Origin of the sequence: Escherichia sp. Marseille-Q3837, assembly GCF_916618735.1 — a bacterium.
GTDB classification, from domain to species: domain Bacteria; phylum Pseudomonadota; class Gammaproteobacteria; order Enterobacterales; family Enterobacteriaceae; genus Escherichia; species Escherichia ruysiae.
The window spans coordinates 4,481,961-4,507,426 of the sequence record NZ_CAKAKC010000001.1 but is presented as its reverse complement, the minus strand read 5'-3'; the positions used below and the strand labels follow the sequence as shown (position 1 = coordinate 4,507,426).

Sequence of the window (25,466 nt, the reverse complement as noted above, 5' to 3'; positions counted from 1 at the left end):
TTAAAAATGAGCATTACCACAATCAACAGCACCATGCAGGCGCAAATCATGCAGGACGTGCAGCGGATGCAGGCCAACGCCCAGGCACCGGTGCTGCTCGCCATGACCTTCAGTTCCACCGACCCGGACGTTTCGTTTAACCGCATAATGTCCGGCGCGTTCAGTCACGTTGACCAGTTCCAGCAGGTGGCGGAGCAGCAGCAAACGGCTATCGACACGGGCAAAAGTGATGACCTGGCAGGTGCGATGATCGCCAGCCAGCAGGCATCGCTCTCTTTTTCCGCGCTGGTGCAGGTGCGCAATAAAATCGCCACCGGGTTTAACGACCTGATGAGTATGTCGATCTAACCCTATGAATGCACAAATAAAGAAGTTAACCCAGGCGTTTCCGGCGTTTCGACTGCGTCTCGCCGATAACAAACGCTGGGCGCTGATGGCGGGCGTGGGGCTTGCCGTTGCGGCGACGGCGATTATCGTCAGCGTGCTGTGGACTGGTAATCGCGGCTACGTCTCGCTCTACGGACGCCAGGAAAATCTGCCTGTGTCGCAGATTGTCACCGTGCTGGACGGCGAAAAACTTACCTACCGCATCGACCCGCAAAGCGGGCAAATTCTGGTGCCGGAAGATGAATTGTCGAAAACGCGCATGACCCTTGCCGCCAAAGGCGTGCAGGCGCTTTTGCCTAGCGGCTACGAGCTGATGGACAAAGACGAAGTGCTCGGCAGTAGCCAGTTCGTGCAGAACGTGCGCTACAAACGCAGCCTCGAAGGGGAGCTGGCGCAGAGCATCATGTCGCTGGATGCGGTGGAGAGCGCGCGGGTGCATCTGGCGCTCAACGAAGAAAGCTCGTTTGTGGTCAGTGATGAGCCGCAAAATAGCGCCTCGGTGGTGGTACGCCTGCACTACGGCGCGAAGCTGAATATGGACCAGGTGAACGCCATTGTGCATCTGGTTTCCGGCAGTATTTCGGGGCTACAGGCTAATAAAGTCAGCGTCGTCGATCAGGCGGGAAATCTGCTGACCGACGGCATTGGCGCGGGCGAGGCGGTTTCTGCCGCTACCCGTAAACGCGATCAGATCCTGAAAGATATTCAGGACAAAACCCGCGCCAGCGTGGCGAACGTGCTGGATTCGCTGGTCGGTACGGGAAATTACCGTGTCAGCGTGATGCCGGATCTCGATCTCAGCACTATCGACGAAACCCAGGAACACTACGGCGACGCGCCGAAAATCAACCGTGAAGAGAGCGTGCTGGACAGCGACACCAATCAGGTGGCGATGGGCGTGCCCGGTTCGCTCAGCAACCGTCCGCCGATTGCGGCGAATCAGATGACCAACGGTGCGGAAGAAAATCGCTCGCCGGAAGCGTTATCCAAACACAGCGAAAGCAAGCGTGACTATTCATACGACCGCAGCGTCCAGCATATTCAGCATCCCGGCTTTGCGGTGAAACGCCTCAACGTGGCGGTGGTGCTCAATCAAAACGCCCCGGCGCTGAAAAACTGGAAGCCGGAGCAGACCACACAGCTTACTGCGCTGCTGAACAATGCCGCCGGTATTGATGCCCAGCGTGGTGACAATCTCTCGTTATCGCTGCTCAACTTTGTGCCGCAGGCAGTGCCGGTCGAGCCAGTCATCCCGCTGTGGAAAGATGACAGCGTGCTGGCCTGGGTGCGGCTGATTGGCTGCGGCCTACTGGCACTGTTGCTACTGCTCTTCGTGGTGCGTCCGCTGATGAAACGCCTGACGGCAGTACGTGCGCCGGTTATCACACCAGAACCGGAAGCCGTCAGCGAACCATGGATCGCCATGCCGGAAGAGGAGCGTAAAAACGTCGATCTGCCGTCGCTGCCCGGCGATGACAGTCTGCCGTCCCAGAGTTCCGGCCTCGAAGTAAAACTCGAGTTCCTGCAAAAACTGGCCATGAGCGACACCGATCGCGTAGCCGAAGTTCTCAGACAATGGATCACCAGCAATGAGCGAATTGACAATAAATAAGAGCAACAGCTACCTGGAACAGGCGGCGATCCTGCTGCTGTGTCTGGGCGAAGAAGCGGCGGCGACGGTGATGCAAAAACTCAGCCGCGAAGAAGTGGTGCGCCTGAGCGAAAATATGGCGCGGCTTTCCGGCGTCAAAACCAGCATGGCGCGCAAAGTGATCAACAACTTTTTTGATGAGTTCCGCGAACAGAGCGGGATTAACGGCGCATCGCGCTCTATGTTGCAGGGCATTCTTAATAAAGCTCTCGGAACGGAAATTGCCAGCAGCGTGATCAACGGCATTTATGGCGATGAGATCCGCTCGCGGATGGCGCGCCTGCAATGGGTGGAACCGCGCCAACTGGCGATGCTGATCTCCGAAGAGCATCTGCAATTGCAGGCGGTGTTCCTCGCGTTTCTGACACCGGAAATCTCGGCGGCGGTGCTTTCATATCTCAACGAATCGGTACAAAACGAAATTCTCTATCGGGTGGCGAAACTCAACGACGTCAACCGCGACGTGGTGGATGAACTGGACAGGCTGATCGAACGCGGCCTGTCGGTGCTTTCGGAGCACGGCTCGAAGGTGAAAGGCATCAAACAGGCGGCGGATATCGTCAACCGCTTTCAGGGTAACCAGCAGGTGATCCTCGACCAGATGCGCGAGCGCGACAAAGACGTGCTGGAACAGCTTCAGGATGAGATGTACGACTTCTTTATCCTCAGCCGCCAGAACGAAGAGGTGCGTAGGCGCCTGCTCGACGAAGTGCCGATGGAAGACTGGGCGGTGGCGCTGAAAGGTACTGAAGCTCTGCTGCGCCGTTCCATTTACGCGGTAATGCCAAAACGTCAGGCTCAGCAACTGGAAGCGATCACCGCGCGTCTGGGGCCGGTGCCGGTCAGCCGTATCGAACAGATCCGCCGCGAAATCATGGGCATTGCCCGTGAGCTGGAAGAGGCGGGCGAAATTCAGCTACAGCTTTTTGCGGAACAGACGGCGGAGTAACCCATGACCATTGAAACACTGCGCGGGCGTTATCGTCTGCACCGTTTTCCGCCGCGCCAGCGAGCTATGGCGAGTGAACCACTGACCGCAGGGATCAGCGCCGCCGACTACCAGCGCCAGTTAAAAGACGGTTTTCAGGAAGGGCTGCAAAAAGGCTTTGAGCAGGGGATGACCGAAGGGATCGACCAGGGATTTCTTGAAGGTCATCAAAAAGGGTTTGAAGATGGGCGACGTCAGGGCTACACCGAAGGCAGCCTCGCCGGGCAGCAGGAAGGGCGCAAACAGTATGTCGAGGCGGCGCAGCCGCTGGAAGCCATTACCGGTAAAGTAAACGACTTCCTCGCCCATATCGAACGTAAACAGCGGGAAGATTTGCTGCAACTGGTGGAAAAAGTCACCCGCCAGGTGATCCGCTGTGAACTGGCGCTGCAACCGACGCAATTGCTGGCGCTGGTGGAAGAGGCGCTGGCTGCGTTCCCTTCCATGCCGGAAACCCTGCAAGTGATGATGAGTGCGGAAGAATTTAACCGCATCCGTGACGCGGTGCCGGAAAAAGTCAACGAATGGGGGCTGATGCCGTCACTCGACTTAGCGCCGGGCGAATGCCGGGTGATCACCGATAAATCAGAACTGGATATCGGCTGCGAGCACCGCCTTGAACAATGCATGACCGCGCTGAAAGAAACGCTGACGCCGGAGTCGCAGGGTGAGTGATTTTTCTGCTTTCGATAATGCGCTGCGCTCGCTGGAGTCGATTCCATTAGCCCGCGTCGCCGGGCGGCTGGTGCGCCTTAACGGCATCCTGCTGGAGAGCGTCGGCTGCCCGTTAATGACCGGGCAACTGTGCCGAATTGAAAGCGCCAACCACACGCTGATTGACGCGCAGGCCGTGGGCTTTAATCGCGACGTCACCTACTTAATGCCGTTTAAACAGCCGGTCGGTCTGATGGCTGGCGCGCGCGTCTTCCCGGAAGAAAAAGCCCACGACATCCTGATAGGCGAAAGCTGGTTAGGCCGCGTGGTTAACGGCCTCGGTGAACCGCTGGATGGCAAAGGGCGCCTGAACGGCAACGACCTTCTGCCGCCGCTGCCGCCATCGGTCAATCCGTTAACCCGCCGTTCGGTGGGCGAACCGTTAGACGTGGGCGTGAAGGCGATCAACGGCCTGCTGACCATCGGCAAAGGCCAGCGCGTCGGGCTGATGGCGGGAAGTGGCGTGGGGAAAAGCGTACTGCTGGGGATGATCACCCGCCAGACCAAAGCCGACATTGTGGTGGTCGGGCTGATTGGCGAACGCGGGCGCGAAGTGAAAGAGTTTATCGACCACTCGCTGGGCGCGGACGGGCTGGCAAAGTCTATCGTTGTTGTCGCGCCCGCCGATGAATCCCCACTGATGCGCCTGAAAGCCACTGAACTGTGCCACTCTATTGCTGCCTGGTTTCGCGACCGTGGACATCACGTTTTACTGTTGGTGGATTCCCTGACCCGCTATGCGATGGCGCAGCGTGAAATCGCCCTCTCGCTTGGCGAACCACCCGCCACCAAAGGCTATCCACCATCGGCATTCGGCATGATCCCCAAACTGGTAGAAAGCGCAGGCAACAGCGAAAGCACCGGCTCGATGACCGCCATCTACACCGTGCTGGCGGAAGGCGACGACCAGCAAGATCCGATCGTCGATTGCGCCCGCGCGGTGCTGGACGGGCATATCGTATTAACCCGCAAACTGGCGGAAGCGGGGCACTATCCGGCCATTGATATCGGCCAGTCGATCAGCCGCTGCATGAACCAGGTCACCCGCCCGGAACATCAGCAATCTGCCCGCGCGATGAAACAACACTACGCTGCCTATATGGAGATCAAACCGCTGATCCCGCTCGGCGGCTACGTGCCAGGTGCGGATGCCAGCGTCGATAAAGCGGTAAAAATGTACCCGACCATCGAGCGATTTCTACGTCAGGAGATTCGTGAACCTGCCTCCCTCGAACTGGTGCAAAGCCGCCTGCAAATCCTCTTTCCCGCCACTAAAAAGGCAGAACAGTAATCATGCGACAAATCATCGACACGCTGGCGCAGTTGCAGCGCCTGCGGGATAAATCGGTCAAGGACAAAACCGTCGAGCTGGCAAAGCAAAAACAGATCTGCGCGGGCTATGACAACAATATTAAAGCATTAGGTTACCTGGTGGAGAAAACCTCTGCGGGCGCGGCGGCATCGGTGGAATCGCTGAAAAACGTCAGCGGCTACAAAGGCACCCTGCGCAAGGTGATCGCCTGGCAGGAGCAGGAAAAAACGCTGGCCAACATCAAAGCTACGCGAATGCAGAAAAACCTGACGGCGGCGGCGTGCGAAGAGAAAGTTGTAGCTCTGACGCTGGACGACAAACGCCACGAGCAGCAAGAAAGCGCGGCAGCGAAAGCGCAAAAAGCGGTGGATGATATCGCCGTGCAGTGCTGGCTGCGGCACAAATTAGCGGAGTAGCCATGAAAACGGTCATCACCTTCGGCACCTTCGATGTGTTTCATGTCGGTCATCTGCGCCTTTTACAACGCGCCCGCGCATTGGGCGAGCGGCTGCTGGTCGGCGTGTCGTCAGACGCCTTAAACATCGCCAAAAAGGGCAGAGCGCCGGTTTACCATCAGGATGAACGCATGGCGATTATCGCCGGGCTGGCGTGTGTGGATGGCGTATTTCTGGAGGAATCGCTGGAGCAGAAAGCGGAATATTTGCGCCGCTACAGTGCGGATATTTTAGTGATGGGCGATGACTGGGCGGGGAAGTTTGACAGCTTCGCGTATATTTGTGAGGTGGTGTATTTTCCCCGCACGCCGTCGGTGTCGACGACGGGGATCATTGAGGTGATTAGGGGTAAATCAGCCACCTACTGATTTAATTCTCGAAGTGAGAGAAGATGATGCCGTTTAGCTATGTTAAATATGTTTAAAAGATCGCGTTTTTTCGACATATCGCCAAAACATGTCGATGGCATAAACGTATTCCAACGACATGTTTAAAAAATCGAATTTTATCGACATATCCCTGACGGTTCCTTGCCCGCCAGCGCCTCCATAATCACCATCGCCGCCCGTTCTCCCGCTTTGCCATCCATAAACGCATCGCAATAGTGATGGCGAATTTCCGCCAGCTTCGCCTGCAACGCCTTCCAGTCAAACGCCTCTGACAGCAGATAACGCAGTTCCGCCATATCGTGGGCGACGGGTAATATCGCGCGGATTTGCTGGTCGGCGCTTTCGGGCGAGGAGTAGCTTTTCTCGCCATCGAGCAGTTCCGTCATGCCCGGAAAGTCGAGCAGGATCACCCGCTTATCAACATGGATAGCATCGAAAATAAAACCGCTGTTATCGGTCAGCACATAATCCGCTTTATCCAGCAGTGCCAGCGTGTGCTGAGCAGAGTCGGTGCGCGGTTTTAAATGCCTGCGCGCCAGGGCCAGCGATGCCGCTTCTTCCGGGCGCGAGCGGGTGCCGTGGTGCAGTTTGCAAATCAGGTTCACATCACCGCTTAAGCGTCCCAATTTTTCAGCCCAATGGGGCAGGGAGCTTAATGCACCAAACGTTGGGGCGTAGAGTACGGAAGGTTTACGCTCGTCCAGTTTGATATTTTCTGGCAACGCACGGTTGAACGTGCCGTTATGCCAGGCGTCAAAGCGCGGATTACCAACCACTTTCGCGCTGCCAAAATGCGCCAGCGCCTGCTGGCTGTAGTGGCTGTAACACAAAATGCGCTGATAAAAACGGTTCCAGTCGGCGTGGTTCCACGTTTCTTTGGCTAAGCCGTACATGGCGCGGACATTCACCGCTGCCAGGCCATTGAGCGCGAGTGTGTGGTAGGGGCTGACCAGGCATTTCACTCGCTGACCGTGTGCCTGCATTTCTGACAGACGCATACCTTTAAGCTGCGGATCGTCGATGCTTTTCAGCGTTTCCAGCATTTCATCAAGAAACGGTTTAAACACGCGGTCGTTGATCACCAGCGTGCAGTTTTGACCCTGCGACTGTAGGGCGGTGATGATTGGGCGGTACAGCGCGTAGTGGAAGGAGGTTTCCATAAAAAAGCCGATAGTGTCGGCGATGGGTAACGCAGATGGCTTTGTCGCTACAGGTAACTTATTGAAGTAGTGACTAATGTTGTCAGTTACTTTTTTCTCGATATCACTAAAGCCTGGTCGCTGGTAACAAAGGCTCGGATAACAGGCCAGCCATTTGTCGGCGCGCAGCAGCGGCTGCCAGCAGGCTTCCAGCGAGTGCTCATCGTTGCTCATCTGCTGCGCCAGTTGCGGATAGTAGCGACTGTTCACCAGATAAGCACACACTTTGTGGCAGTCCCGCGCGTGCACCAACCCCGGCAAGCTTTTTAGCATCGTTCCTTGCGAAATTTCGCCACCCAGAATCATCACCTGCCAGGGGATTTTCGTCAGGCTGGCAAGCAGGGTGTTCAGCACCTGAATATGTTTCTCCTGCTTGAGAATGACCGCATCATCTTCCAGCAACAGATAGTTTTGCCAGCCGTGCTGTTGCGCCAGGCGCAGCGCCTGCAAGTGCGATTGAAGGCGGCCTCGTTGACCGTTTTCATCTTCGCAGGCGGCAATGCGGGTGATCTTCTCGGGCGGAATATGCAGCAGTGCCAGTTCTTCACGGATCTGCTGTAAGCGATCCGGGCGTTTATCCAGATTGATCAATACGACCTGATCGATCGCCTGATGGTTGATCGTCTGGTGATGAGTGGCGTTATGCAGACTCAGATAAGCATTGCGTAGCAGCGGATCGCCGACGATTTCACCCAGTTCGGTATTTACCGGCGCACTGGCTGCGAGAATAAAATCTTTATCAAAGGTGTTATGGCTGTGCGAGATACACAGAATGGTACGCTCGCCGGGCAGTTGTAGCGGGTTAACGCTGAAATTGTCGGTGAAACTTTTCTCTTCGCCAAGGCTGCAATTATCGTCGTAGCGGTGCTTTTTCAGGTAGTTACGGTGATAGCAAAAGGTGCCGTTGAGGATGTTATGCGAGCCAAAGCTGCGGCTTTGAAAGATGCGGTTGATATGACTGTACCAGATAGGGATTTGGTCAGAACCGGAGATGAGCGCCCGGTGTTTTTGCATCATGGCGATGGTGTACGAGATTTTATCTGCCGGGTAGTAGTCGTCATCGTCCATGCAGAGGATGTATTCGCCGCGCGCCAGTTCGTTGAGCATATTACGTTTTTTGCCCAGCGGCAGTTTTTCCGGGTGATGGATGTAGCGGATGTTAAAGGCGTCCGGCGTGCCATTGGTCAGGCGGTCGATGATGTGTTGATGGCTTTGCGGGGAGTCGTCGAGGATGATGAGTTCACGGCGGTCTGCCGGGTAATCCTGATAGCGGTACATGTAAAGCAGGTACGGCAGGAATGTGCTGCGGTTCCAGGTTGGCGTAACGACGCTGACGAACGGTTTTTCGCGGTGGGTGGCGAGTGTTTTGATGATGGTTGGTGTTGGCATGGTGTTTGGGTAAGTTAATGGGTGAATGTGATGAATGTGCGCGCTGATGCCCTCACCCCGACCCTCTCCCACAGGGAGAGGGAGAAAACCAGCGCCGATTTTAACACCGTGCTCGATCGGTCCCCTCGCCCCTTTGGGGAGAGGGTTAGGGTGAGGGGCAAAGCGCGCACAGAGCGACTCACGTCAGCAGCGAAAAAGCTGACAGCAGTGGCTCTGCGGCACATAATGACTGAATTTGCTGGCGAATCGCCGCAGCATTTTCACTCACTCGCCAGCGTTCAAACATGGCGAAAAGGGCGAAAATATCCTCTTGTCGCAGTGGAGAATCATCCAGCGTCCACAAACTGATTAACGTGAGGAGGAGATAAAAATCGCACACCAGCGGGAAATAATCCGCCCCGTCTGCCTGCCCGATCGCATCGTGGTAAACGCGGTAGATCAGGTAATTACGCAAAATCCAGGGTGAAGTGGTGAAATGCTGCTGCCAGGTAGTTTGCCACTGCGCCTGAAGCTGCTGATGTAACAGGGCTTCGCTGTTGGCGTCATGCAATGTCAGTAAAGAAACCTGCAACGGCAGCGAGGCTTTGCGCGGGCTTTCCGGCAGAATCGACCAGTCAAACGCAAAACTTCCGAGCAGCGTCACCAGCTGGCGTGCCAGCTGTGGCACAGGTGGCAACTGGGCGAACTGTGCCTGTAGCGTACCTTTTCGCGCATGGTCGGCCAGCGCCTGCGGCAGCGTCGTCAAACGGGCCAGAGTATCGCCATTCTTGCCCGGCATTTTACTGGCGCGGGAGAGCAGGATACCGACGGCATACAGTGACAATTCCGGGGTTAAATCGGCGAGCGTAAGGGTGCTCAAAATGACCTGGTTTAATATCACATCGCGTGCGGAAAGCTCACCGGCACTCTCTTCCATAGACCGATAGGTGAGCTGTAATTTAAACGCATTGGCATCGTTGAGCACCGCTTCGCAACTTTCTGGCTCTGTAAGCATCAGACTCAGGCGAATTTCATTTTTCCATACCTTGCGGACATACAAAGGCGAACCGGGATGTTGCGCGATAAATTTGCGCACAAATTCTGGTTCGTAACATTCAATAAAACTCATAGGAGGCTTCCAGTCTTTAATGCTGAACAGGAATAGCAATTACCGTGCCGGAAAATTTTTTAATATAAAACAAAGAATTGTTTTTCAGGCGGAAAATCCATTTCCGCTATGGGGGAAGGAATGGTCATTATTCCTGATAAATAAAATCCGCTTCGCTGCCTAAAAAAGACTGAATAAATTCATACTGACGAATCAACAGTTCGCCGTTTTTATCGTTGTAGGCTTTGCAGCGTTCCGCTTTTTGCTCAAGACGTTGCCACAACTGCTGTGCCGCCGCCTTTTGAACCGCCGGAAGCCAGGCGAAAACCTGCGCCAGCCCGTCACGATTGACGCTTACACCCAGCATTTTCAGCAGGCTGTGCCGCTGATGGCTATGGCTGTTTAACCGATCGTAGTGATGCGTTATCTCATCATTCACCGCCAGCAATTCCTCGCTGGCGCGGCGAATCATGCAGATCCGCTGTCGCTGAAGCAGTTCGCGCAGGGAATCATACAGCGCGTCATCGTCGCGAATGCCCTGTAGCAGCGCCTTTACCTGTTGCAACCGAATACTCACTTTATCGGCCTCTTAGTTCTGGAAAAAACTCAGCATGTCGCTGGCTAATTGTTCGGTGTCCACTTGCAGACTGCCAGAGGCCAGCATCGCCTGCATTTGCGCCACTTTGTCGCTGTCGATATCGCTCTCTTGCTGGTCGTTCAGCGTTTGCTGGGCAGACTGCAATCCTGCCTGGGTAATGTCGTCGGCGCTCAGCGTGGTGGTGGTGGTCGCCGCGCTTTTGCTGGTCTGGCGGGTGCCAGCAGCGGTAGCAATTGGGCGATTGCCAGGCATAGTCGGGGTGATTTTCATCGCAACCTCGTCTCTGTTTGAAGGTGTGTTACACCGGTAAAGCGGTGAATGTGGGGCAAAACTTTAATCGCCTGCGCAAATTACTCTGCGGTCACTGTCGTCACCACGCCGCTTTCCGCCACCATCGCGCTGATGACCCGCTGGCTGCTGGCGTTACGTACTTTCACCATCTCCCCTTTGCGACCATTTTTCAGCGCCACGCCGGGCATCGACGCGGTGATCCCCACGCTCTGGTAAACAATCATCACCGGTTGATCGCGCCCGACCAGCACCGGAGAAACCAGTTCTTCTTTGGTGATGGGTTTACCCGGTTGCAGCGCGTGTTTACTGCTCAAACCAATCGCGTCATCAAGAGCCATCAGCACATCCCGTCGCTGGGCGCTGACGTTGTAGGGCTTCAACTCCACATCATTTGCCGTAAGCGGCGTATCGCGGGCAATCACTGACTTTGCCATTACCACCGGCACCCGCACATCCGGGCGCACCGCCACGTTCATCTGCCAGCTTTGCGGGCAACTGACGGTGAAGTTCATCCGGTTGAGGGCTATGTCAGTTGGCGAAGTCAGCGTGACGGCGGGTGTAGTCGCACAGGGCGCGGCAGTCGCAATCTGTGAGGGAATGTAGACGTTAAAGGTGTAGCGATAGTCATGCCACTGCCGCTGCTGTGCCAGTGATTCAATCTGCTGGCTGGCGGCGCTCAGCACCTGGGCGTTGATCTGTTCCCGCGCGCTGTGTTGCACGGGATGGATGGCGGCGTAGCCCGGTAAGGCCAGCGCCAGGAGGAAGAACATCTTCCGCCCGCAAAATTGAAAACTCATAAACCCTTTCTCATCAGTTACTTAAAAATTGGCACAGCGATTGCTTAGCGTATGCGGATTGAAGCAGGAGTGACGCAGAGAATGGGGATCAGTTTTCAACAAGCATTGGGAGTGCATCCGCAGGCAGTGAAGTTACGTCTTGAGAGGACCGAGCTACTGACTGCGAATCTGGCGAACGTTGATACGCCAAATTTCAAGGCTAAAGATATTGATTTTGCCAGGGAGATGCAACGGGCAAATAACGCGGCGGTGGATGTCCAGTACCGCGTACCGATGCAGCCGTCGGAAGATGGCAACACCGTGGAACTGAACAGCGAACAGGCGCGATTTTCACAAAATAGTATGGATTATCAAAGCAGTCTGACCTTTCTGAATCTGCAAATCAGCGGCATCAGAGAGGCCATTGAAGGGAAATAAGCATGTCATTTACTGATATCTATCAGATTTCCGGCTCGGCGATGACGGCGCAAACGCTGCGTCTGAATACCGTCGCCAGTAACCTGGCGAATGCCAATGCGCCCGCCAGCAGCGAGGCGCAGGCGTATAAAGCGCGCAGCCCGGTGTTTGCGGCGGTGTATCACCACAGCTTGCTGGCGGGAACACATCGCCATGTCATTGACGGTGCCAGCGTGCAGGTGCAGGACGTGCTGCAAACCGGCGGGGCGGTGAAACGCTATGAACCGCATTCGCCGCTCGCCGATGCTAACGGGGATGTCTGGTATCCCGACGTCAACGTGGTGGAGCAGATGGCGGACATGATGTCGGCTTCGCGCGATTTTGAAACCAACGTCGATGTGCTCAACAACGTGAAAAGTATGCAGCAAAGCCTGCTGAAACTGGGAGAAGCCTGATGAATACCCTGGCGCTGAATGCGCAATCGCCGCAGCCGACCGCCACGGCGGAAAGCAATAACGTGGCGGTCAGCGACACGACAAGCAGCAGCGATAGCTCGCCCGTCGATACTTTCCTGACGCTGTTTGTCGCTGAGATCCAAAACCAGGACCCGACCGACCCGACCGACGCCACCGAATATATCGACCAGCTTTCGTCGATGGCGCAGGTAGCGATGATGGAAGAGATGAGCGTGCAGGCCAACACCAATGCGGTGCTGATGAGCAACATTCAGGTGATGGCGCTCGGCAACCTGGTGGGCGACGACATTATGGTACAGACCACCGCTTTGCAGGTGAGCGATCAGACCATTAACGGTCGCGCCACGCTGGACGACGCCTGTACCACCGCCGATCTCCACTTTACCGATGCCGCAGGTGATGACTACACGGTGTCGCTGATCCCGGAGGGTAGTTCTTCCGTGGGGCCAGGCCAGGTTGATTTCTCGGTGGATCCCGCCGATTACGGCATCCCGCCCGGTGATTACGACGTTTCGGTGGTGACCAACACCGGGGAAGAAGAGGTGCCGATTGAAGTCTCCGGCGAAGTGGAAGATGTGCGCATCCCGCTCGACGGTAGCTCTCCGGTGCTCAACGTCGCAGGCGTGGGCGAAGTGCCGTTCACCATGATTAGCCAGTTTGGCGTACCCGATACCGACAGTGATGTAGCGTGATTTTGTAGGCCGGATAAGGCGTTCACGCCGCATCCGGCAAAACAACGGGCACGCTGCCAAAATCTGGAATTAACAGGAAGACACAATGAGTTATGAAATTGCCGCGACGGGGCTGAATGCCGTTAACGAACAACTGGACGGGATCAGTAACAACATCGCTAACGCCGGAACGGTGGGCTATAAGTCGATGACCACTCAGTTTTCAGCCATGTATGCCGGAAGCCAGGCGATGGGCGTCAGCGTGGCAGGCACCGCGCAAAGTATTTCCCGTGGCGGCTCGCTGGTCTCCACCGGTAACGCGCTGGATCTGGCGATTAACAACGATGGTTTTTTTGTTACCTGCGACAGCGCGGGCAACATTTCTTATACCCGTGCCGGTTCGTTTGAAACCGACAAAGACGGCTATATCGTCAATGCCTCGGGCGCTTATTTGCAGGGCTATCCGGTCGATGACAGCGGCACTCTGCAAACGGGTACGGTCACCGATATTCAGATCAAAACCGGCAATATTCCGGCGCAGGCCAGCAGCAGCCTGACCTTTACCGCCAACTTCGATGCCAGCGACGCGGCTATCGATCGCACATCCGTGCCGTTCGACCCGGCCAACAGCAGTTCATACACCGACAGCTACACCACCACGGTATATGATTCATTAGGCAACGAACACTCGGTATGCCAGTACTTCACCAAAACCAGCGATAACACCTGGGAAGTGCAGTACACCTTCGACGGTCAGCAGCAGACCGGCGTTCCGGCGACCACCTTAACCTTCGATCCGAATACCGGGAAACTGACCTCGCCAACCACGCCGCAGACCATTGAGTTTCAGACCGACGCCGCCGCACCCATCGATTTAACCGTCGATTACGCCACCTGTACGCAATACGGTTCTGACTTCTCGGTTACCACCAACGCCGCCAATGGCTACGCCTCCGCTACGCAAAACGGTGTGCAGGTCGATGATGATGGCAAAGTTTACGCCACCTACAGCAACGGCGAGCGCATGTTGCAGGGGCAGGTGGTGCTGGCGACCTTCCCGAATGAAAACGGCCTCGAAGCGGTGAGCGGCACCGCGTGGGTACAAACGGGCGAATCCGGCACACCGCTGATTGGCGTTCCCGGCTCCGGCACCTGCGGCACGCTTACGTCCGGCGTGCTTGAAAGCTCTAACGTCGATATCACCAGCGAACTGGTCAACCTGATGACCGCCCAGCGTAACTATCAGGCCAACACCAAAGTGATCGCCACCAGTACACAGCTCGATGACGCGCTGTTCCAGGCAATGTAATGGATCGCCTGATTTATACCGCCCTGAGCGGGGCTTCTCAGACGTTGTACGAGCAGCAAATTAGCGCCAACAACCTTGCGAACGTCAACACCAACGGTTTTCGTGCCGATATGGCGATGGCGACCAACGACAAGGTGAAAGGCGGTGGCTTCGACACGCGCTATATGGCGCAAGAAGGAGCCAGCGGCGTGAACGACAGCACTGGCGTGGCGGAGAAAACCGAGCGCCCGCTGGACGTGGCGATTCAGGGCGCGGGTTACATTGCAGTGCAGGATAAAAACGGCAACGAAGTCTATACCCGCAACGGCAACATTCAGCAGGACGATCAGGGGCAACTGACCATCAATGGCAATCTGGTGTTGGGGGATAACGGGCCGATCATTCTGCCGCCGAACGCGATTGCCTCGTTTGGCAGCGACGGCACGTTGTCGGTGACGCCCGATGACGGCGACGTGACCGCGACGATGGATATCGACCGCCTGAAGCTGGTGGATATTCCGGTTGCTGACCTGGCGAAAAACGGCGAAGGGATGCTGATAACGGCAGACGGCGTTCCGGCTCAGCGCGATGAAAACATCAAAGTCAGCGGCGGTTTTCTCGAAGGCAGTAACGTCTCGGCGGTGAGCGAAATGATGTCGTCTATCGCTATGAACCGCCAGTTTGAAGCGCAGATCAAGATGATGAAAACCGCCGAAGACATCAGCGACGCGGGTAACCGCTTATTGCGCGGCTCGTAACCGCACATCGTAGGCTGGATAAGGCGTTCACGCCGCATCCGGCAATCGGCGGCAAAAAACAACACGGAATTTACCACCATGAACGCAGCACTATGGATTAGCAAAACTGGCCTCTCGGCGCAGGATGCTGAAATGAGCGCGATTGCCAACAACATCGCTAACGTTAACACCACCGGCTTCAAGCGCGACCGGGTGATGTTTCAGGATCTGTTCTACCAGACCCAGGAAGCGCCGGGCGCGATGCTTGACCAGAACAACATCATGCCGACCGGGCTGCAATTTGGCAGCGGCGTGCGCATTGTCGGCACCCAGAAAACTTTCACCGAAGGCAACGTTGAAACCACCGACAACGCGATGAATGTCGCCATTATGGGGCAGGGGTTTTTACAGGTGCAAAAGGCTAATGGCGATATTGCCTATACCCGCGACGGTAATTTGCAGGTGAACGCCGACGGCGTGCTGACTAACTCGCAGGGCTTGCCGTTGCAGCCTGAAATCGACGTTCCGGCGGGGGCGACCAACGTTGCGTTTGGTGAGGATGGCACGGTGACGGCGATCTTACCCGGCGACAGCGATGTGACCGAGTTAGGGCAACTGACGCTGGTCAACTTCGCTAACCCGGCGGGGCTTTCCGCTGAGGGTGACAACCTCTATCTGGAAACCGCTGCCAGCGGTCAGCCGACCGAAGGTGTGCCGGGCGAAGATGGGCTTGGCACCTTGCAGGACAACGCGCTGGAAGGCTCGAATGTGGATATCGTCAACGAAATGGTGGCGATGATTACGGTGCAACGCGCTTATGAGATGAACGCCAAAATGGTGTCGGCTGCGGACGATATGTTGCAGTACATCAGCCAGACGCTGTAAGGGCGTGGGGGCGGTGCGGTCTGATGCCCTCACCCCGGCCCTCTCCCACAGGGAGAGGGAGAAAAGCGGTGCACTATGTAACAACGTGCACAGGTCAGTCCCCTCGCCCCTTTGGGGAGAGGGTTAGGGTGAGGGGAACAAACAGCTCCACACCCACCAAACAACCGGCCACCCCCGTGGCCTGCAACACTAAACAGGCAGAACGTGAAAAATTATCTCTGGCTGGTGGCGCTGCTTCCCCTGCTTAGCGGGTGTGAATCGCAGGCCATTCTGGTCAAAAAAGACGACGCATACTTTGCTCCACCGAAAACCGAAGCGCCGCCTCCGGCAGACGGGCGTGCCGGAGGTGTGTTTGAAACTGGCTACAACTGGTCGCTCACCGCCGACCGACGAGCTTACCGTGTGGGCGATATCCTGACGGTGATCCTCGAAGAATCGACCCAGTCGAGCAAACAGGCGAAAACCAATTTCGGCAAGAGCAACAGCGTCGATATCACCGCGCCAACGGTGTTCGGTCACACCAAAGATAAGCTTTCCGGCTCCATCGACGCCAACCGCGACTTTGACGGCAGCGCCACCTCCCAGCAGCAGAATAGCCTGCGCGGGGAGATCACCGTTTCCGTCCATGCGGTGCAGCCCAACGGCATCCTGGAAATTCGCGGCGAGAAATGGCTCACCCTCAACCAGGGTGATGAGTACATCCGCTTGAGCGGCCTGGTACGCGCCGATGATATCCAGAACGACAACTCGGTTTCCTCTCAGCGGATCGCCGATGCCCGCATCTCCTATGCCGGACGCGGCGCGTTAAGCGACGCCAACGCTGCAGGCTGGCTGACGCGGCTGTTTAACCATCCTCTGTTCCCGATTTAATGCCGGAGAGTGCAATGCAAAACTGGATAAAGACGGTGATGATCGCCGTAAGCCTGGTGCTGCCCGGCGTGGCGCTGGCGCAATCGCTGGAGTCGCTGGTCAACGTACAGGGCGTGCGTGAAAACCAACTGGTCGGCTATAGCCTGGTGGTCGGCCTTGACGGCACTGGCGATAAAAACCAGGTCAAATTCACTAACCAGACCATCACCAATATGCTGCGCCAGTTTGGCGTGCAACTGCCGAATAAAATCGACCCGAAGGTGAAAAACGTGGCGGCGGTGGCGGTGAGCGCCACGCTGCCGCCGATGTACTCACGCGGGCAAACCATTGACGTCACCGTCTCGTCGATTGGTGATGCCAAAAGTATTCGCGGCGGCACTTTGCTGCTGACCCAATTGCACGGCGCAGATGGCGAAGTTTACGCGCTGGCGCAGGGTAGCGTGGTGGTGGGCGGGATGAATGCCACCGGGGCCAGCGGCTCAAGCGTAACGGTTAACACGCCGACCGCCGGGTTAATTCCCAACGGCGCGACGGTGGAGCGTGAGATCCCCAGCGATTTTCAGATGGGCGATACCATCACCCTCAACCTGAAACGCCCGTCGTTTAAAGATGCCAACAACATTGCGGCGGCGATCAACGCCTCGTTTGGCGGCATCGCCACCGCGCAGAGTTCCACCAACGTTACCGTGCGTGCCCCCACCAGCCCCGGCGCGCGGGTGGCGTTTATGTCGCAACTGGATGATGTGCAGGTGCAGGCGGAGAAAATCCGCGCCCGCGTGGTGTTTAACTCGCGCACCGGTACGGTGGTGATGGGCGACGGCATCGCGTTGCATGCGGCGGCGGTGTCGCACGGCAGTCTTACTGTCTCGATTAACGAAACCAGCAACGTCAGCCAGCCGAATGCCTTTGCCGGTGGGCGCACGGCGGTGACGCCGCAGAGCAATATCGCGGTGAATCATGCCCGTCCGGGCGTGGTGAGTTTGCCGGAGTCGAGCAGCCTGAAAACGCTGGTGAATGCCCTGAACAGTTTAGGCGCAACGCCGGACGACATTATGTCGATTTTGCAGGCGCTGCATGAAGCGGGCGCGCTGGATGCCGACCTGGAGGTGATCTGATGAAAATCAACGGTAGCGGCGGGATTGACGGCAGCGATGCGTTAATGGGGCCGAAAGTTCAGGCCAATGATATCAGGCAGGCCGCCGAACAGTTCGAGGCGATTTTTTTACGCAACATGTTGAAAGAGATGCGTAAAACCAACGAATTGTTTGATTCGAAAGATAACCCGTTTAACAGCGATTCGGTGCGCATGATGCAGGGGTTTTATGACGATGAGTTGTGTAACACCCTGGCGCAACAACACGGGATCGGGATTGCGGCGATGATTGTGAAGCAGTTATCGCCGAAGCATAGGTGAGGGGAGGTACGCGCTTTGCCCCTCACCCTAACCCTCTCCCCGAAGGGGCGAGGGGACCGATCGAGCGCGGAGGTGAATATGGCGCAGGTTTTCCCGCTATTCCAAAAGTAGCGAGGGGACCGATCGAGCGCGGTATTGAACAGGGCGCTGGTTTTCTCCCTCTCCCTGTGGGAGAGGGCCGGGGTGAGGGCATCAGCGCGCACCATTACCCACTTAAGAATCGACAACTTCACGCCGCTTTTAACCGGAACGATTTACCGGTAAGGATCCAACATGGACATGATTAACATCGGCTACAGCGGCGCCTCAACCGCGCAGGTGGAGCTGAACGTCACGGCGCAAAACACCGCTAATGCTATGACCACAGGCTACACCCGCCAGGTGGCGGAAATCAGCACCATCGGTGCCAGCGGCGGTTCGCCGAACAGCGCCGGTAACGGCGTACAGGTGGACAGCATTCGCCGCGTCTCTAACCAGTATCAGGTGAATCAGGTGTGGTATGCCGCCAGCGATTACGGCTATTACAGCACCCAGCAAGGCTATCTCACACAACTGGAAGCGGTACTGAGCGACGATAACAGCAGCCTGAGCGGCGGCTTTGATAACTTCTTCGCCGCCCTTAACGAAGCGACCACCAGCCCTGACGATTCCGCTCTGCGCGAGCAGGTGATCAGCGAAGCCGGGGCGCTGTCGCTGCGTATCGACAACACGCTGGATTACATCGACTCGCAAAGCACGGAAATCATCAGCCAGCAGCAGGCGATGGTCTCGCAAATCAATACGCTCACCAGCGGCATCGCCAGCTATAACCAGCAAATCGCCCAGGCCGAAGCCAACGGCGATAACGCCTCCGCGCTGTATGACGCGCGCGATCAGATGGTGGAAGAACTCAGCGGAATGATGGATGTGCAGGTCAATATCGACGACCAGGGCAACTACAACGTCACGCTGAAAAACGGTCAGCCGTTGGTGAGTGGGCAGCAAAGTTCGACCATCGCGCTGGAAACCAACGCCGACGGCACGCCGACCATGTCGCTGACCTTTGCCGGAACTACCTCGACGATGACCACCGATACCGGCGGTTCATTAGGCGCGCTGTTTGATTATCAAAACGATGTGCTGACGCCGCTGACCGACACCATCAACAGCATCGCCTCGCAGTTTGCCGATGCGGTCAACAACCAACTGGCGCAGGGATACGATCTCAACGGCAACCCCGGTGAGCCGCTGTTTATTTACGATGCCAGCAACGCCGATGGCCCGCTGACCGTCAACCCGGATATCACTGCCGATGAGCTGGCGTTCTCCAGTTCACCGGACGAAAGCGGTAACAGCGACAACCTCCAGGCGCTGATCAACATCTCCACCGAACCGCTGGAGATCGACAACCTTGGTAGCGTGACGGTAGGGCAGGCGTGCTCGTCAATCATCAGCAATATCGGCATTTACAGTCAGCAAAACCAGACCGAAGTGACCGCCGCGTCCAATGTCTATTCCGCAGCGCAAAACCAGCAGAGCAGCGTCAGCGGCGTCAGCATGGACGAAGAGGCGGTGAACCTGATCACCTATCAACAAATTTATGAAGCCAATCTGAAAGTCATTTCCGCCGGCGCCGAGATTTTCGATTCGGTGCTGGAAATGTGCAGCTAAGCGGGAGCGCGAGAATGCGAGTAACCACCCAACAAACCTACGTCTCGATGACGCAAAGTTTTAATAATCTCTCTGGCGACCTGGCGCATGTGGTCGAGCAGATGGCAACCGGCAAGCAGATTTTGCAGCCGTCGGATGATCCTATCGCCGCCACGCGTATCACCCAGTTGAACCGCCAGCAGTCGGCGATTGAGCAGTATCAGAGCAATATCGACTCTGCGTCGGCGGGGCTTAGTCAGCAGGAATCGATTCTCGATGGCGTCAACAACAGCCTGCTGGCGGTGCGCGACGACCTGCTGGAAGCGGCGAATGGCACCAATACTGCCGATTCGCTCGCCAGCCTGGGCCAGGATATTCAGTCGCTGACCGAATCGATGGTGGCGGCGCTTAACTATCAGGATGAAGACGGGCATTACGTGTTTGGCGGCACCATCAACGATCAGCCGCCGATTGTTGCGGTGGACGATGACGGCGATGGTGTCACCGACAGCTACAGCTATCAGGGCAACAGCGACCATCGCCAGACCACCGTGTCGAACGGCGTGGAAGTGGATACCAACGTGGCGGCGAGCGATTTCTTCGGCAGCAATTTAGACGTGCTCAACACGCTCAATTCGCTCTCTCAGGAGTTGCAAGACCCCAACGTTGACCCCGCCGATCCGCAGGTGCAGAGCGATATTCAGAACGCCGTTGATGTGGTGGACACCGCCTCGAACGACCTCAACGCCTCCATTGCGTCGCTTGGCGAGACGCAGAACACCATGTCGATGTTGAGCGATGCGCAGACCGATATATCCACTTCTAATGATGAGTTGATTGGTTCATTACAGGATCTCGATTACGGCCCGGCGTCGATCACCTTTACCGGACTGGAAGTGGCAATGGAAGCTACCCTCAAGACTTACTCGAAAGTGAGTGAGTTGAATTTGTTCAGCGTTCTCTAACTCTTTCAGGAACAGTATGCAGGTCGGACTTACATCTTCATCACTCGCCACCGGTGGGGCGCATAGCTCTGCGGTATCGTCGTCAACCGTTGCGCCCACTCAGGCGGTGCGGCAAAAACTCCCGGCGACGGCGAGTGAATATCCGGCCTCGCCGCTGATTACCACTCGCCCGCAGCGTTACAGCGTGCAGCTTAACGATCAGCTCACCACCTTGCAGCAGGCAGACCATTATCTTGGGCAACTGGAACAGCAGTTGCTCGATTATCGTCATAGCCAGCGCAAAGGCGGGCAGGCGCAGAGCTCGGTGCTCATGCAGATGCTGGACAAACGCGCCGCGCTTTCCGGCGGCGCGGTGAACCGCCAGTTGCAGCCGGTGTTGCAGGGCGAAGCGCGGGTAACCTTTCACTCGCCAGATCTGGCGAATCTGGTGCACAACCCTACGCCGGGAACGCGGATGTTCAGCGTTTCTGACGGGCGTCAGACCCAGCTTGCAGCGGTGATGTTATCTGATGATGATAGCGCCGGGCAGTATCAGACACGGCTGACCAACGCGCTGCGCCGCGTGGGGGTGCAGATGCATCAACACGCCGATGGCATCAGTTTCTCCACGTCAGAAAAACAGTGGCCTGACATCGAGCGCACCTTAAGCGTGCGCACTGATGGCGATAAATCGGCGTTTATGCCGCTAAAAACGTTTGCCGAGCCGTCGCAGGTCGACCGTTTAGTACAAAGTTTGCAACAGGGCGGGGCGGGGATTTCTCAGACGTTAGAAAGTATTAGTCAGCAACGTGCGCAAATGGCGGTGCAGCAGGAGAAGGCGCGGCAGTTGATCGACAGCATGTCCCGCTTCCCGGATGCGGAGAATGCGGTGCAGGCATCGGAAAACCTCGGCGGGGTGCTGGATAGCGCCAATCATAATTATCAGGTGTTATTACAGGCGGTGAACGGTCAGGCGCGGATTTCCAGCCAGACGGTGAGGAATTTATTGGGCTAATTATATGAATGCCGGATAAGAAAACGTCGCATCCGGCATATGTTGGCGCGCATCAGCATTTCTGCACAGTATTTAACAACTTCTCTAAATTCTGATACATCGCACTACTAATATCGCTATTCTGCCAGCTTTCCACATTAAAGGTTAATTGCCAGCTACCGTTGCACTGGTTACGCAGAACGATATCACTCTCCAGTCGGTTACGAACATATTTATAATAGGTTGTCATGGTCATATTATGCGCTGACAATAAATTATCGAGTTTGTCTTTTCCTGGTGCGAGAGTTTGTGACAGTAATGGTAAGGAATTATTTTCTTTTCCAGAGCTAAGATGAAATATTTTTATTCTTGGACTGTTAATTGATTCTTTTACCAGTTGCGGGGCATCAGGTGTACTTTTTAAGTGTGGATAACCCACGGTCGAGCCAACGAATATAACAGCAGCGGTTAACGCCAGCCCCATCATTCCTTTATGTTTTTTTCTAACAGGCACAGGCGGTGTTGTCGAAGATATCTCTTCTGGCACAGTTTCCTGTACCTGATTGGTAATAATCAGCGCCTCCGCAGGCGATGATTCCGGAAAAGCTACATACTCTTTATTGCACAAGTAACCTTTTTTCGGAATGGTTTTAATAATGTTCTGTTGTTTACCATCATCGTCAATGGCAACACGCAAGGCGTGGATCGCCGTCGGCAAGCTGTTTCCGCCGACAATGCGATTTTTCCACACTTCAGCACATAAATAAGATCGCGATAAAACTGTCTCGGCATTTTTTGCTAATGTTTCCAGCAAAATAAAATGGTATTCGCCAAGACGACGTGTTTCACCCGTTTCACAATGAATTAAGGCATTAAGCGACGGGTCCATCCGCCAGTTATTGATAATAATACTCATGGTTGAGTTTACCTTAGCAAGGGATAAATGTTTCCTGATAGTCCGCTGCATTAAGCAGAGTCTTATACATCCTTGAGAAGATGGTTTTACCGCGTAATAATTAATATTTAATGGTAATAGGATTATTCTTAATCTGTATATGGCGTGAGAATGTAACGAAATGGATGACGAGTCACAATAGTAAAATGTGTGTTATTTGCAACGCAATGTAAATTTTGGCATCAGTTCGTTGGGTAATAATCAATTTTTCTGATAGTAATCTGAATGATAACAAGCATTTGAGGCTGACATTTTTTGTCACCTGGCCATGTGGCATATATTGCTAATAATCTTTTTATCTGAATTTGATTCTGTTTTTTTTAGCTAAAAGTGGCATCCAATAAAAGAGACGGAAAAATTTTTAATAGTCATTTTAAGTTTGCTCGTGGGGTGTCGTTTTTACAGGGTATCGAAACGAACACGATTAATCCCAAGGAGCAGTATCATGTTATCTATGAATACCAATAACGCATCAATGGCCGCCGTTAACGCAATCAGCAAAAGTAGCGCGTCTCTTTCTACTTCTATGGAACGCCTTGCGACTGGTAACCGTATTAACTCTTCAGCAGATGATGCGGCGGGCAAACAGATTGCTAACCGTTTAACTGCACAGTCCAGCGGTATGGGCGTGGCGCTGAGCAACATTAACGATGCCACCGCGATGCTGCAAACGGCCGACAGTATGTTCGACGAAATGTCTGATGTACTGGGGCGTATGAAAGACCTCTCCACTCAGGCAGCGAACGGCACCTACAGCGACGACGACCTGCAGGCGATGCAGGACGAATACGACGAACTGGGTCAGCAGATGTCTGACATGCTGCAAAACACCACCTACGGCGGCACCAACCTGTTCGGTGTTTCCGGCACCAGCAACACCGGTACTGACGGCTTGTTCCAGAGCGCGGTAACTTTCCAGGTGGGTGCGGAATTTTCTGACACCATGACCGTGAATATTTCAAGCCAACTGAATACGCTGGTGACAGACCTTTCTGCGATCAGCAACTCCTTTAGCGCGGATCAGGCAGACACCACGGGTACTGCGGGCGTTTCTGGCGGTACTGAACTGACCGCGTCTGGCTCGGCTAACCAGATGATCACCAGCATTTCTACCGCGATGGATGATGTTTCTCAGATCCAGTCCAAGCTGGGTGCGTCTATCAACCGTCTGAACGATACCGCCAACAACCTGACCAGTATGCAGGACAACACCGAAGTCGCTATCGGTAACATCATGGATACCGACTACGCGACGGAAGCGTCCAACATGACCAAACAGCAGGTGTTGATGCAGACCGGCATTACCATGCTGAAACAGTCCAACAGCATGTCCAGCATGGTTTCTAGCCTGCTGCAGTAAGTTCGGATTGTCCTCTTGACCTTTTGGGGAGAGGGTTAGAGTGAGGGGCTGTGCGGGCTTTGACCCTCACCCCGGCCCTCTCCCTGGAAGGGCGAGGGGGAAAAAAGACACCGCCTGCGGGCGGTGTTGTCCTTTCTGCGGCAGGCACTCTTCCGCCAGACCGGAAATGGCCTTTCCGCCTTTTTTTCCAATTTATTGATTATTCACATAAAAATTATTGGCACGCCTTTTGCCAATAACCTGACATCGTTATCCGGAGTCATCAATGATCAACCCAAGAACCATTGCCCAAGAAATTGCGTATGCCGATGTTGCCACTCAGGCGGCAAATTTGCAGGAGAAGCAGACCGAGCTGGATGCCGAAAGCAGCGGCCTGGACTCGCTCAGCTCGGCGTTGAGCGATTTCCAAAGTGCTGTCGATGCGCTGAACAGCGATACCGACGGCCCGGTGACTTTTGCCGCTTCCAGCAATAATGACTCGGCGACCGTTTCCGCTAACTCGCAGGCGCAGGCGGGGAGCTACTCATTTTTCGTTGAACAACTGGCACAGGGACAGCAGACCACTTTCAGTATGGGCGACGACGCCTTTTCCGCCACCGGCACCTTCGAAATGACGATGGGCGACAGCACCATGGATATCGATCTGGCGGCGGCGGATCAGAATGGTGACGGCGACGGTTTTATCGACGCCAGCGAACTGGTGAACGCGATTAACGACTCCGATGATAATCCAGGCGTTTCGGCGGCGTTGGTGAAAACCGACGGCACCACCACCATCATGCTGACATCAGACAGCACCGGCGCGCAAAGCGCGTTTTCGTTCAGCGTAACGGGGCATGATGCAACAAACGACAGCGCGAGTGCGCCCATTCCCACGGATGTTTCCTCCGCTCAGGACGCAATTATTCATCTTGGCAGCGCCACCGGACCCGCCATTACCAATAGCAGCAACACCTTTGATGATGTGATCCCCGGCGTCACCATGACCTTTACCGAGGTTAGCGATTCTGACAGCGATCTCACCACTTTTAACATCAGCGAAGATTCCAGCGCCAGCCAGGAGAAAGTACAGACCTTCGTTGATGCCTATAACTCGCTGATTGATACGGTTGATTCGCTGACCACCCACGGTGATGACAGTAGCAGCGCCGGGGTATTTGCGGGCGACGCCGGACTAAGTTCACTGGCGAACCAGCTCGATGACATCGCCCATGCCAGCTACAACGGCGTGTCGATTGTTGACTATGGCATCACCCTCGATTCTCACGGTCATTTGCAGATCGACTCTGACCAGTTCAACGACGAAATGGCGAAAAATCCCGACGGTCTGACCTCTATTTTTGTCGGCGATAACAGCATGGTGGCGAAGATGGATGACCTGATCGACACCTATACGGACTCCAGCAACGGCATCATTACCCTGCGTCAGCAAAACATTGACGATCAGATGAGCAAAATTCAGGACGAAGGCGACCAGCTTACTGACACCTATAACGCTAACTACGATCGCTATCTTGAGGAGTACACCAACACGCTGGTCGAGGTGTACACCATGAAAGCCAGCATGGCGGCATTCGCGTAATTAACAAG

At 55.4% G+C, this 25,466-nt stretch carries 27 protein-coding genes; 21 read left to right on the top strand and 6 right to left on the bottom strand.

All coding sequences use genetic code 11. The features are described 5' to 3' along the window. Nucleotides 1-6: 6 nt before the first annotated feature. Genes LG381_RS21600 through LG381_RS21570 form a run of 7 tightly spaced genes read left to right on the top strand, consistent with a single transcriptional unit; the run spans nt 7 to nt 5,875 of the window. Nucleotides 7-348 carry a flagellar hook-basal body complex protein FliE gene (locus tag LG381_RS21600; protein WP_225762937.1) on the top strand — a complete coding sequence of 114 codons (342 nt, stop codon included), beginning with the start codon at nt 7-9 and terminating at the stop codon, nt 346-348. Between the two features lie 4 nt (nt 349-352). Continuing rightward, a complete protein-coding gene (gene fliF / locus LG381_RS21595) occupies nt 353-1,999 on the top strand; it encodes a flagellar basal-body MS-ring/collar protein FliF (protein ID WP_225762936.1) in 1,647 nt (548 codons plus the stop codon). After that, entirely contained in the window at nt 1,977-2,987 is a 1,011-nt protein-coding gene (locus LG381_RS21590) for a flagellar motor switch protein FliG (protein WP_225762935.1), read from the top strand. The genes fliF and LG381_RS21590 overlap by 23 nt, the downstream gene beginning before the upstream one ends. A 3-nt stretch (nt 2,988-2,990) precedes the next feature. Further along, nucleotides 2,991-3,701 (top strand): flagellar assembly protein FliH, encoded by a 711-nt coding sequence (fliH, locus tag LG381_RS21585; protein WP_201518966.1) that lies wholly within the window; start codon nt 2,991-2,993, stop codon nt 3,699-3,701. Next, the gene (gene fliI / locus LG381_RS21580) at nt 3,694-5,031 is read left to right on the top strand and encodes a flagellar protein export ATPase FliI (RefSeq protein WP_225762934.1); all 1,338 of its coding nucleotides are present in this window, start codon (nt 3,694-3,696) and stop codon (nt 5,029-5,031) included. Before fliH ends, fliI begins: the two co-directional genes overlap by 8 nt. A gap of 2 nt (nt 5,032-5,033) precedes the next feature. Next, nucleotides 5,034-5,468, top strand: a complete 435-nt coding sequence (fliJ, locus tag LG381_RS21575) for a flagellar export protein FliJ (protein WP_225762933.1) — start codon at nt 5,034-5,036, stop codon at nt 5,466-5,468. Nucleotides 5,469-5,470: 2 nt separating this feature from the next. Next, the gene (locus LG381_RS21570) at nt 5,471-5,875 is read left to right on the top strand and encodes an adenylyltransferase/cytidyltransferase family protein (protein WP_225762932.1); all 405 of its coding nucleotides are present in this window, start codon (nt 5,471-5,473) and stop codon (nt 5,873-5,875) included. Nucleotides 5,876-6,012: 137 nt separating this feature from the next. On the opposite strand, the gene LG381_RS21565 is transcribed toward LG381_RS21570, so the two are convergent. The 5 genes from LG381_RS21565 to flgA form a co-directional block, all read right to left on the bottom strand. Further along, nucleotides 6,013-8,484: a glycosyltransferase gene (locus LG381_RS21565; RefSeq protein WP_225762931.1), complete on the bottom strand. Its 2,472-nt coding sequence runs from the start codon at nt 8,482-8,484 to the stop codon at nt 6,013-6,015. 178 nt (nt 8,485-8,662) lie between these two features. Continuing rightward, the gene (locus LG381_RS21560; RefSeq protein WP_225762930.1) at nt 8,663-9,592 is read right to left on the bottom strand and encodes a lysine-N-methylase; all 930 of its coding nucleotides are present in this window, start codon (nt 9,590-9,592) and stop codon (nt 8,663-8,665) included. Nucleotides 9,593-9,719: 127 nt separating this feature from the next. After that, nucleotides 9,720-10,148 (bottom strand): flagellar protein FlgN, encoded by a 429-nt coding sequence (locus LG381_RS21555; protein WP_225762929.1) that lies wholly within the window; start codon nt 10,146-10,148, stop codon nt 9,720-9,722. Nucleotides 10,149-10,160: 12 nt separating this feature from the next. Further along, the gene (gene flgM, locus LG381_RS21550; RefSeq protein ID WP_225762928.1) at nt 10,161-10,439 is read right to left on the bottom strand and encodes a flagellar biosynthesis anti-sigma factor FlgM; all 279 of its coding nucleotides are present in this window, start codon (nt 10,437-10,439) and stop codon (nt 10,161-10,163) included. An 80-nt stretch (nt 10,440-10,519) separates the two neighbouring features. Then, nucleotides 10,520-11,257, bottom strand: a complete 738-nt coding sequence (gene flgA, locus LG381_RS21545; RefSeq protein ID WP_105280654.1) for a flagellar basal body P-ring formation chaperone FlgA — start codon at nt 11,255-11,257, stop codon at nt 10,520-10,522. Nucleotides 11,258-11,338: 81 nt separating this feature from the next. Between flgA and LG381_RS21540 the strand changes: the two genes are divergently transcribed. The 12 genes from LG381_RS21540 to LG381_RS21485 all read left to right on the top strand — a co-directional run bounded on the left by LG381_RS21540 (nt 11,339) and on the right by LG381_RS21485 (nt 21,582). Next, nucleotides 11,339-11,674 (top strand): flagellar basal body protein, encoded by a 336-nt coding sequence (locus LG381_RS21540; protein WP_000512950.1) that lies wholly within the window; start codon nt 11,339-11,341, stop codon nt 11,672-11,674. A gap of 2 nt (nt 11,675-11,676) precedes the next feature. Further along, on the top strand, nt 11,677-12,108 hold the full coding sequence (gene flgC, locus LG381_RS21535; protein WP_176242318.1) for a flagellar basal body rod protein FlgC: 432 nt from the start codon (nt 11,677-11,679) through the stop codon (nt 12,106-12,108). Further along, nucleotides 12,108-12,821 carry a flagellar hook capping FlgD N-terminal domain-containing protein gene (locus tag LG381_RS21530; protein WP_225762927.1) on the top strand — a complete coding sequence of 238 codons (714 nt, stop codon included), beginning with the start codon at nt 12,108-12,110 and terminating at the stop codon, nt 12,819-12,821. The genes flgC and LG381_RS21530 overlap by 1 nt, the downstream gene beginning before the upstream one ends. Before the next feature lie 85 nt (nt 12,822-12,906). Beyond that, the gene (gene flgE / locus LG381_RS21525) at nt 12,907-14,109 is read left to right on the top strand and encodes a flagellar hook protein FlgE (RefSeq protein WP_225762926.1); all 1,203 of its coding nucleotides are present in this window, start codon (nt 12,907-12,909) and stop codon (nt 14,107-14,109) included. Then, nucleotides 14,109-14,846: a flagellar basal body rod protein FlgF gene (locus LG381_RS21520; protein WP_225762925.1), complete on the top strand. Its 738-nt coding sequence runs from the start codon at nt 14,109-14,111 to the stop codon at nt 14,844-14,846. Before flgE ends, LG381_RS21520 begins: the two co-directional genes overlap by 1 nt. Nucleotides 14,847-14,924: 78 nt before the next feature. Beyond that, nucleotides 14,925-15,710, top strand: coding sequence for a flagellar basal-body rod protein FlgG (gene flgG, locus LG381_RS21515; RefSeq protein ID WP_000990540.1), 786 nt, complete (start codon nt 14,925-14,927; stop codon nt 15,708-15,710). 204 nt (nt 15,711-15,914) lie between these two features. Continuing rightward, nucleotides 15,915-16,580 carry a flagellar basal body L-ring protein FlgH gene (gene flgH, locus LG381_RS21510; RefSeq protein WP_085460393.1) on the top strand — a complete coding sequence of 222 codons (666 nt, stop codon included), beginning with the start codon at nt 15,915-15,917 and terminating at the stop codon, nt 16,578-16,580. A 14-nt stretch (nt 16,581-16,594) separates the two neighbouring features. Beyond that, complete coding sequence (locus LG381_RS21505) at nt 16,595-17,695, top strand: flagellar basal body P-ring protein FlgI (protein ID WP_225762924.1); 1,101 nt, start codon at nt 16,595-16,597, stop codon at nt 17,693-17,695. Next, on the top strand, nt 17,695-17,994 hold the full coding sequence (locus tag LG381_RS21500) for a rod-binding protein (protein ID WP_085460395.1): 300 nt from the start codon (nt 17,695-17,697) through the stop codon (nt 17,992-17,994). The genes LG381_RS21505 and LG381_RS21500 overlap by 1 nt, the downstream gene beginning before the upstream one ends. Before the next feature lie 273 nt (nt 17,995-18,267). Further along, the gene (gene flgK, locus LG381_RS21495) at nt 18,268-19,644 is read left to right on the top strand and encodes a flagellar hook-associated protein FlgK (protein ID WP_225762923.1); all 1,377 of its coding nucleotides are present in this window, start codon (nt 18,268-18,270) and stop codon (nt 19,642-19,644) included. Between the two features lie 14 nt (nt 19,645-19,658). Next, complete coding sequence (gene flgL / locus LG381_RS21490; RefSeq protein ID WP_225762922.1) at nt 19,659-20,588, top strand: flagellar hook-associated protein FlgL; 930 nt, start codon at nt 19,659-19,661, stop codon at nt 20,586-20,588. Between the two features lie 16 nt (nt 20,589-20,604). Further along, the gene (locus tag LG381_RS21485) at nt 20,605-21,582 is read left to right on the top strand and encodes a flagellar hook-associated protein (protein ID WP_225762921.1); all 978 of its coding nucleotides are present in this window, start codon (nt 20,605-20,607) and stop codon (nt 21,580-21,582) included. Between the two features lie 52 nt (nt 21,583-21,634). Here LG381_RS21485 and LG381_RS21480 read toward each other — a convergent pair whose 3' ends face one another. Further along, complete coding sequence (locus tag LG381_RS21480) at nt 21,635-22,477, bottom strand: winged helix-turn-helix domain-containing protein (protein ID WP_225762920.1); 843 nt, start codon at nt 22,475-22,477, stop codon at nt 21,635-21,637. A gap of 484 nt (nt 22,478-22,961) precedes the next feature. Between LG381_RS21480 and lafA the strand changes: the two genes are divergently transcribed. Beyond that, nucleotides 22,962-23,876, top strand: coding sequence for a lateral flagellin LafA (gene lafA / locus LG381_RS21475; protein ID WP_225762919.1), 915 nt, complete (start codon nt 22,962-22,964; stop codon nt 23,874-23,876). 265 nt (nt 23,877-24,141) lie between these two features. Then, on the top strand, nt 24,142-25,458 hold the full coding sequence (gene fliD, locus LG381_RS21470; RefSeq protein WP_225762918.1) for a flagellar filament capping protein FliD: 1,317 nt from the start codon (nt 24,142-24,144) through the stop codon (nt 25,456-25,458). Nucleotides 25,459-25,466: the final 8 nt, after the last annotated feature.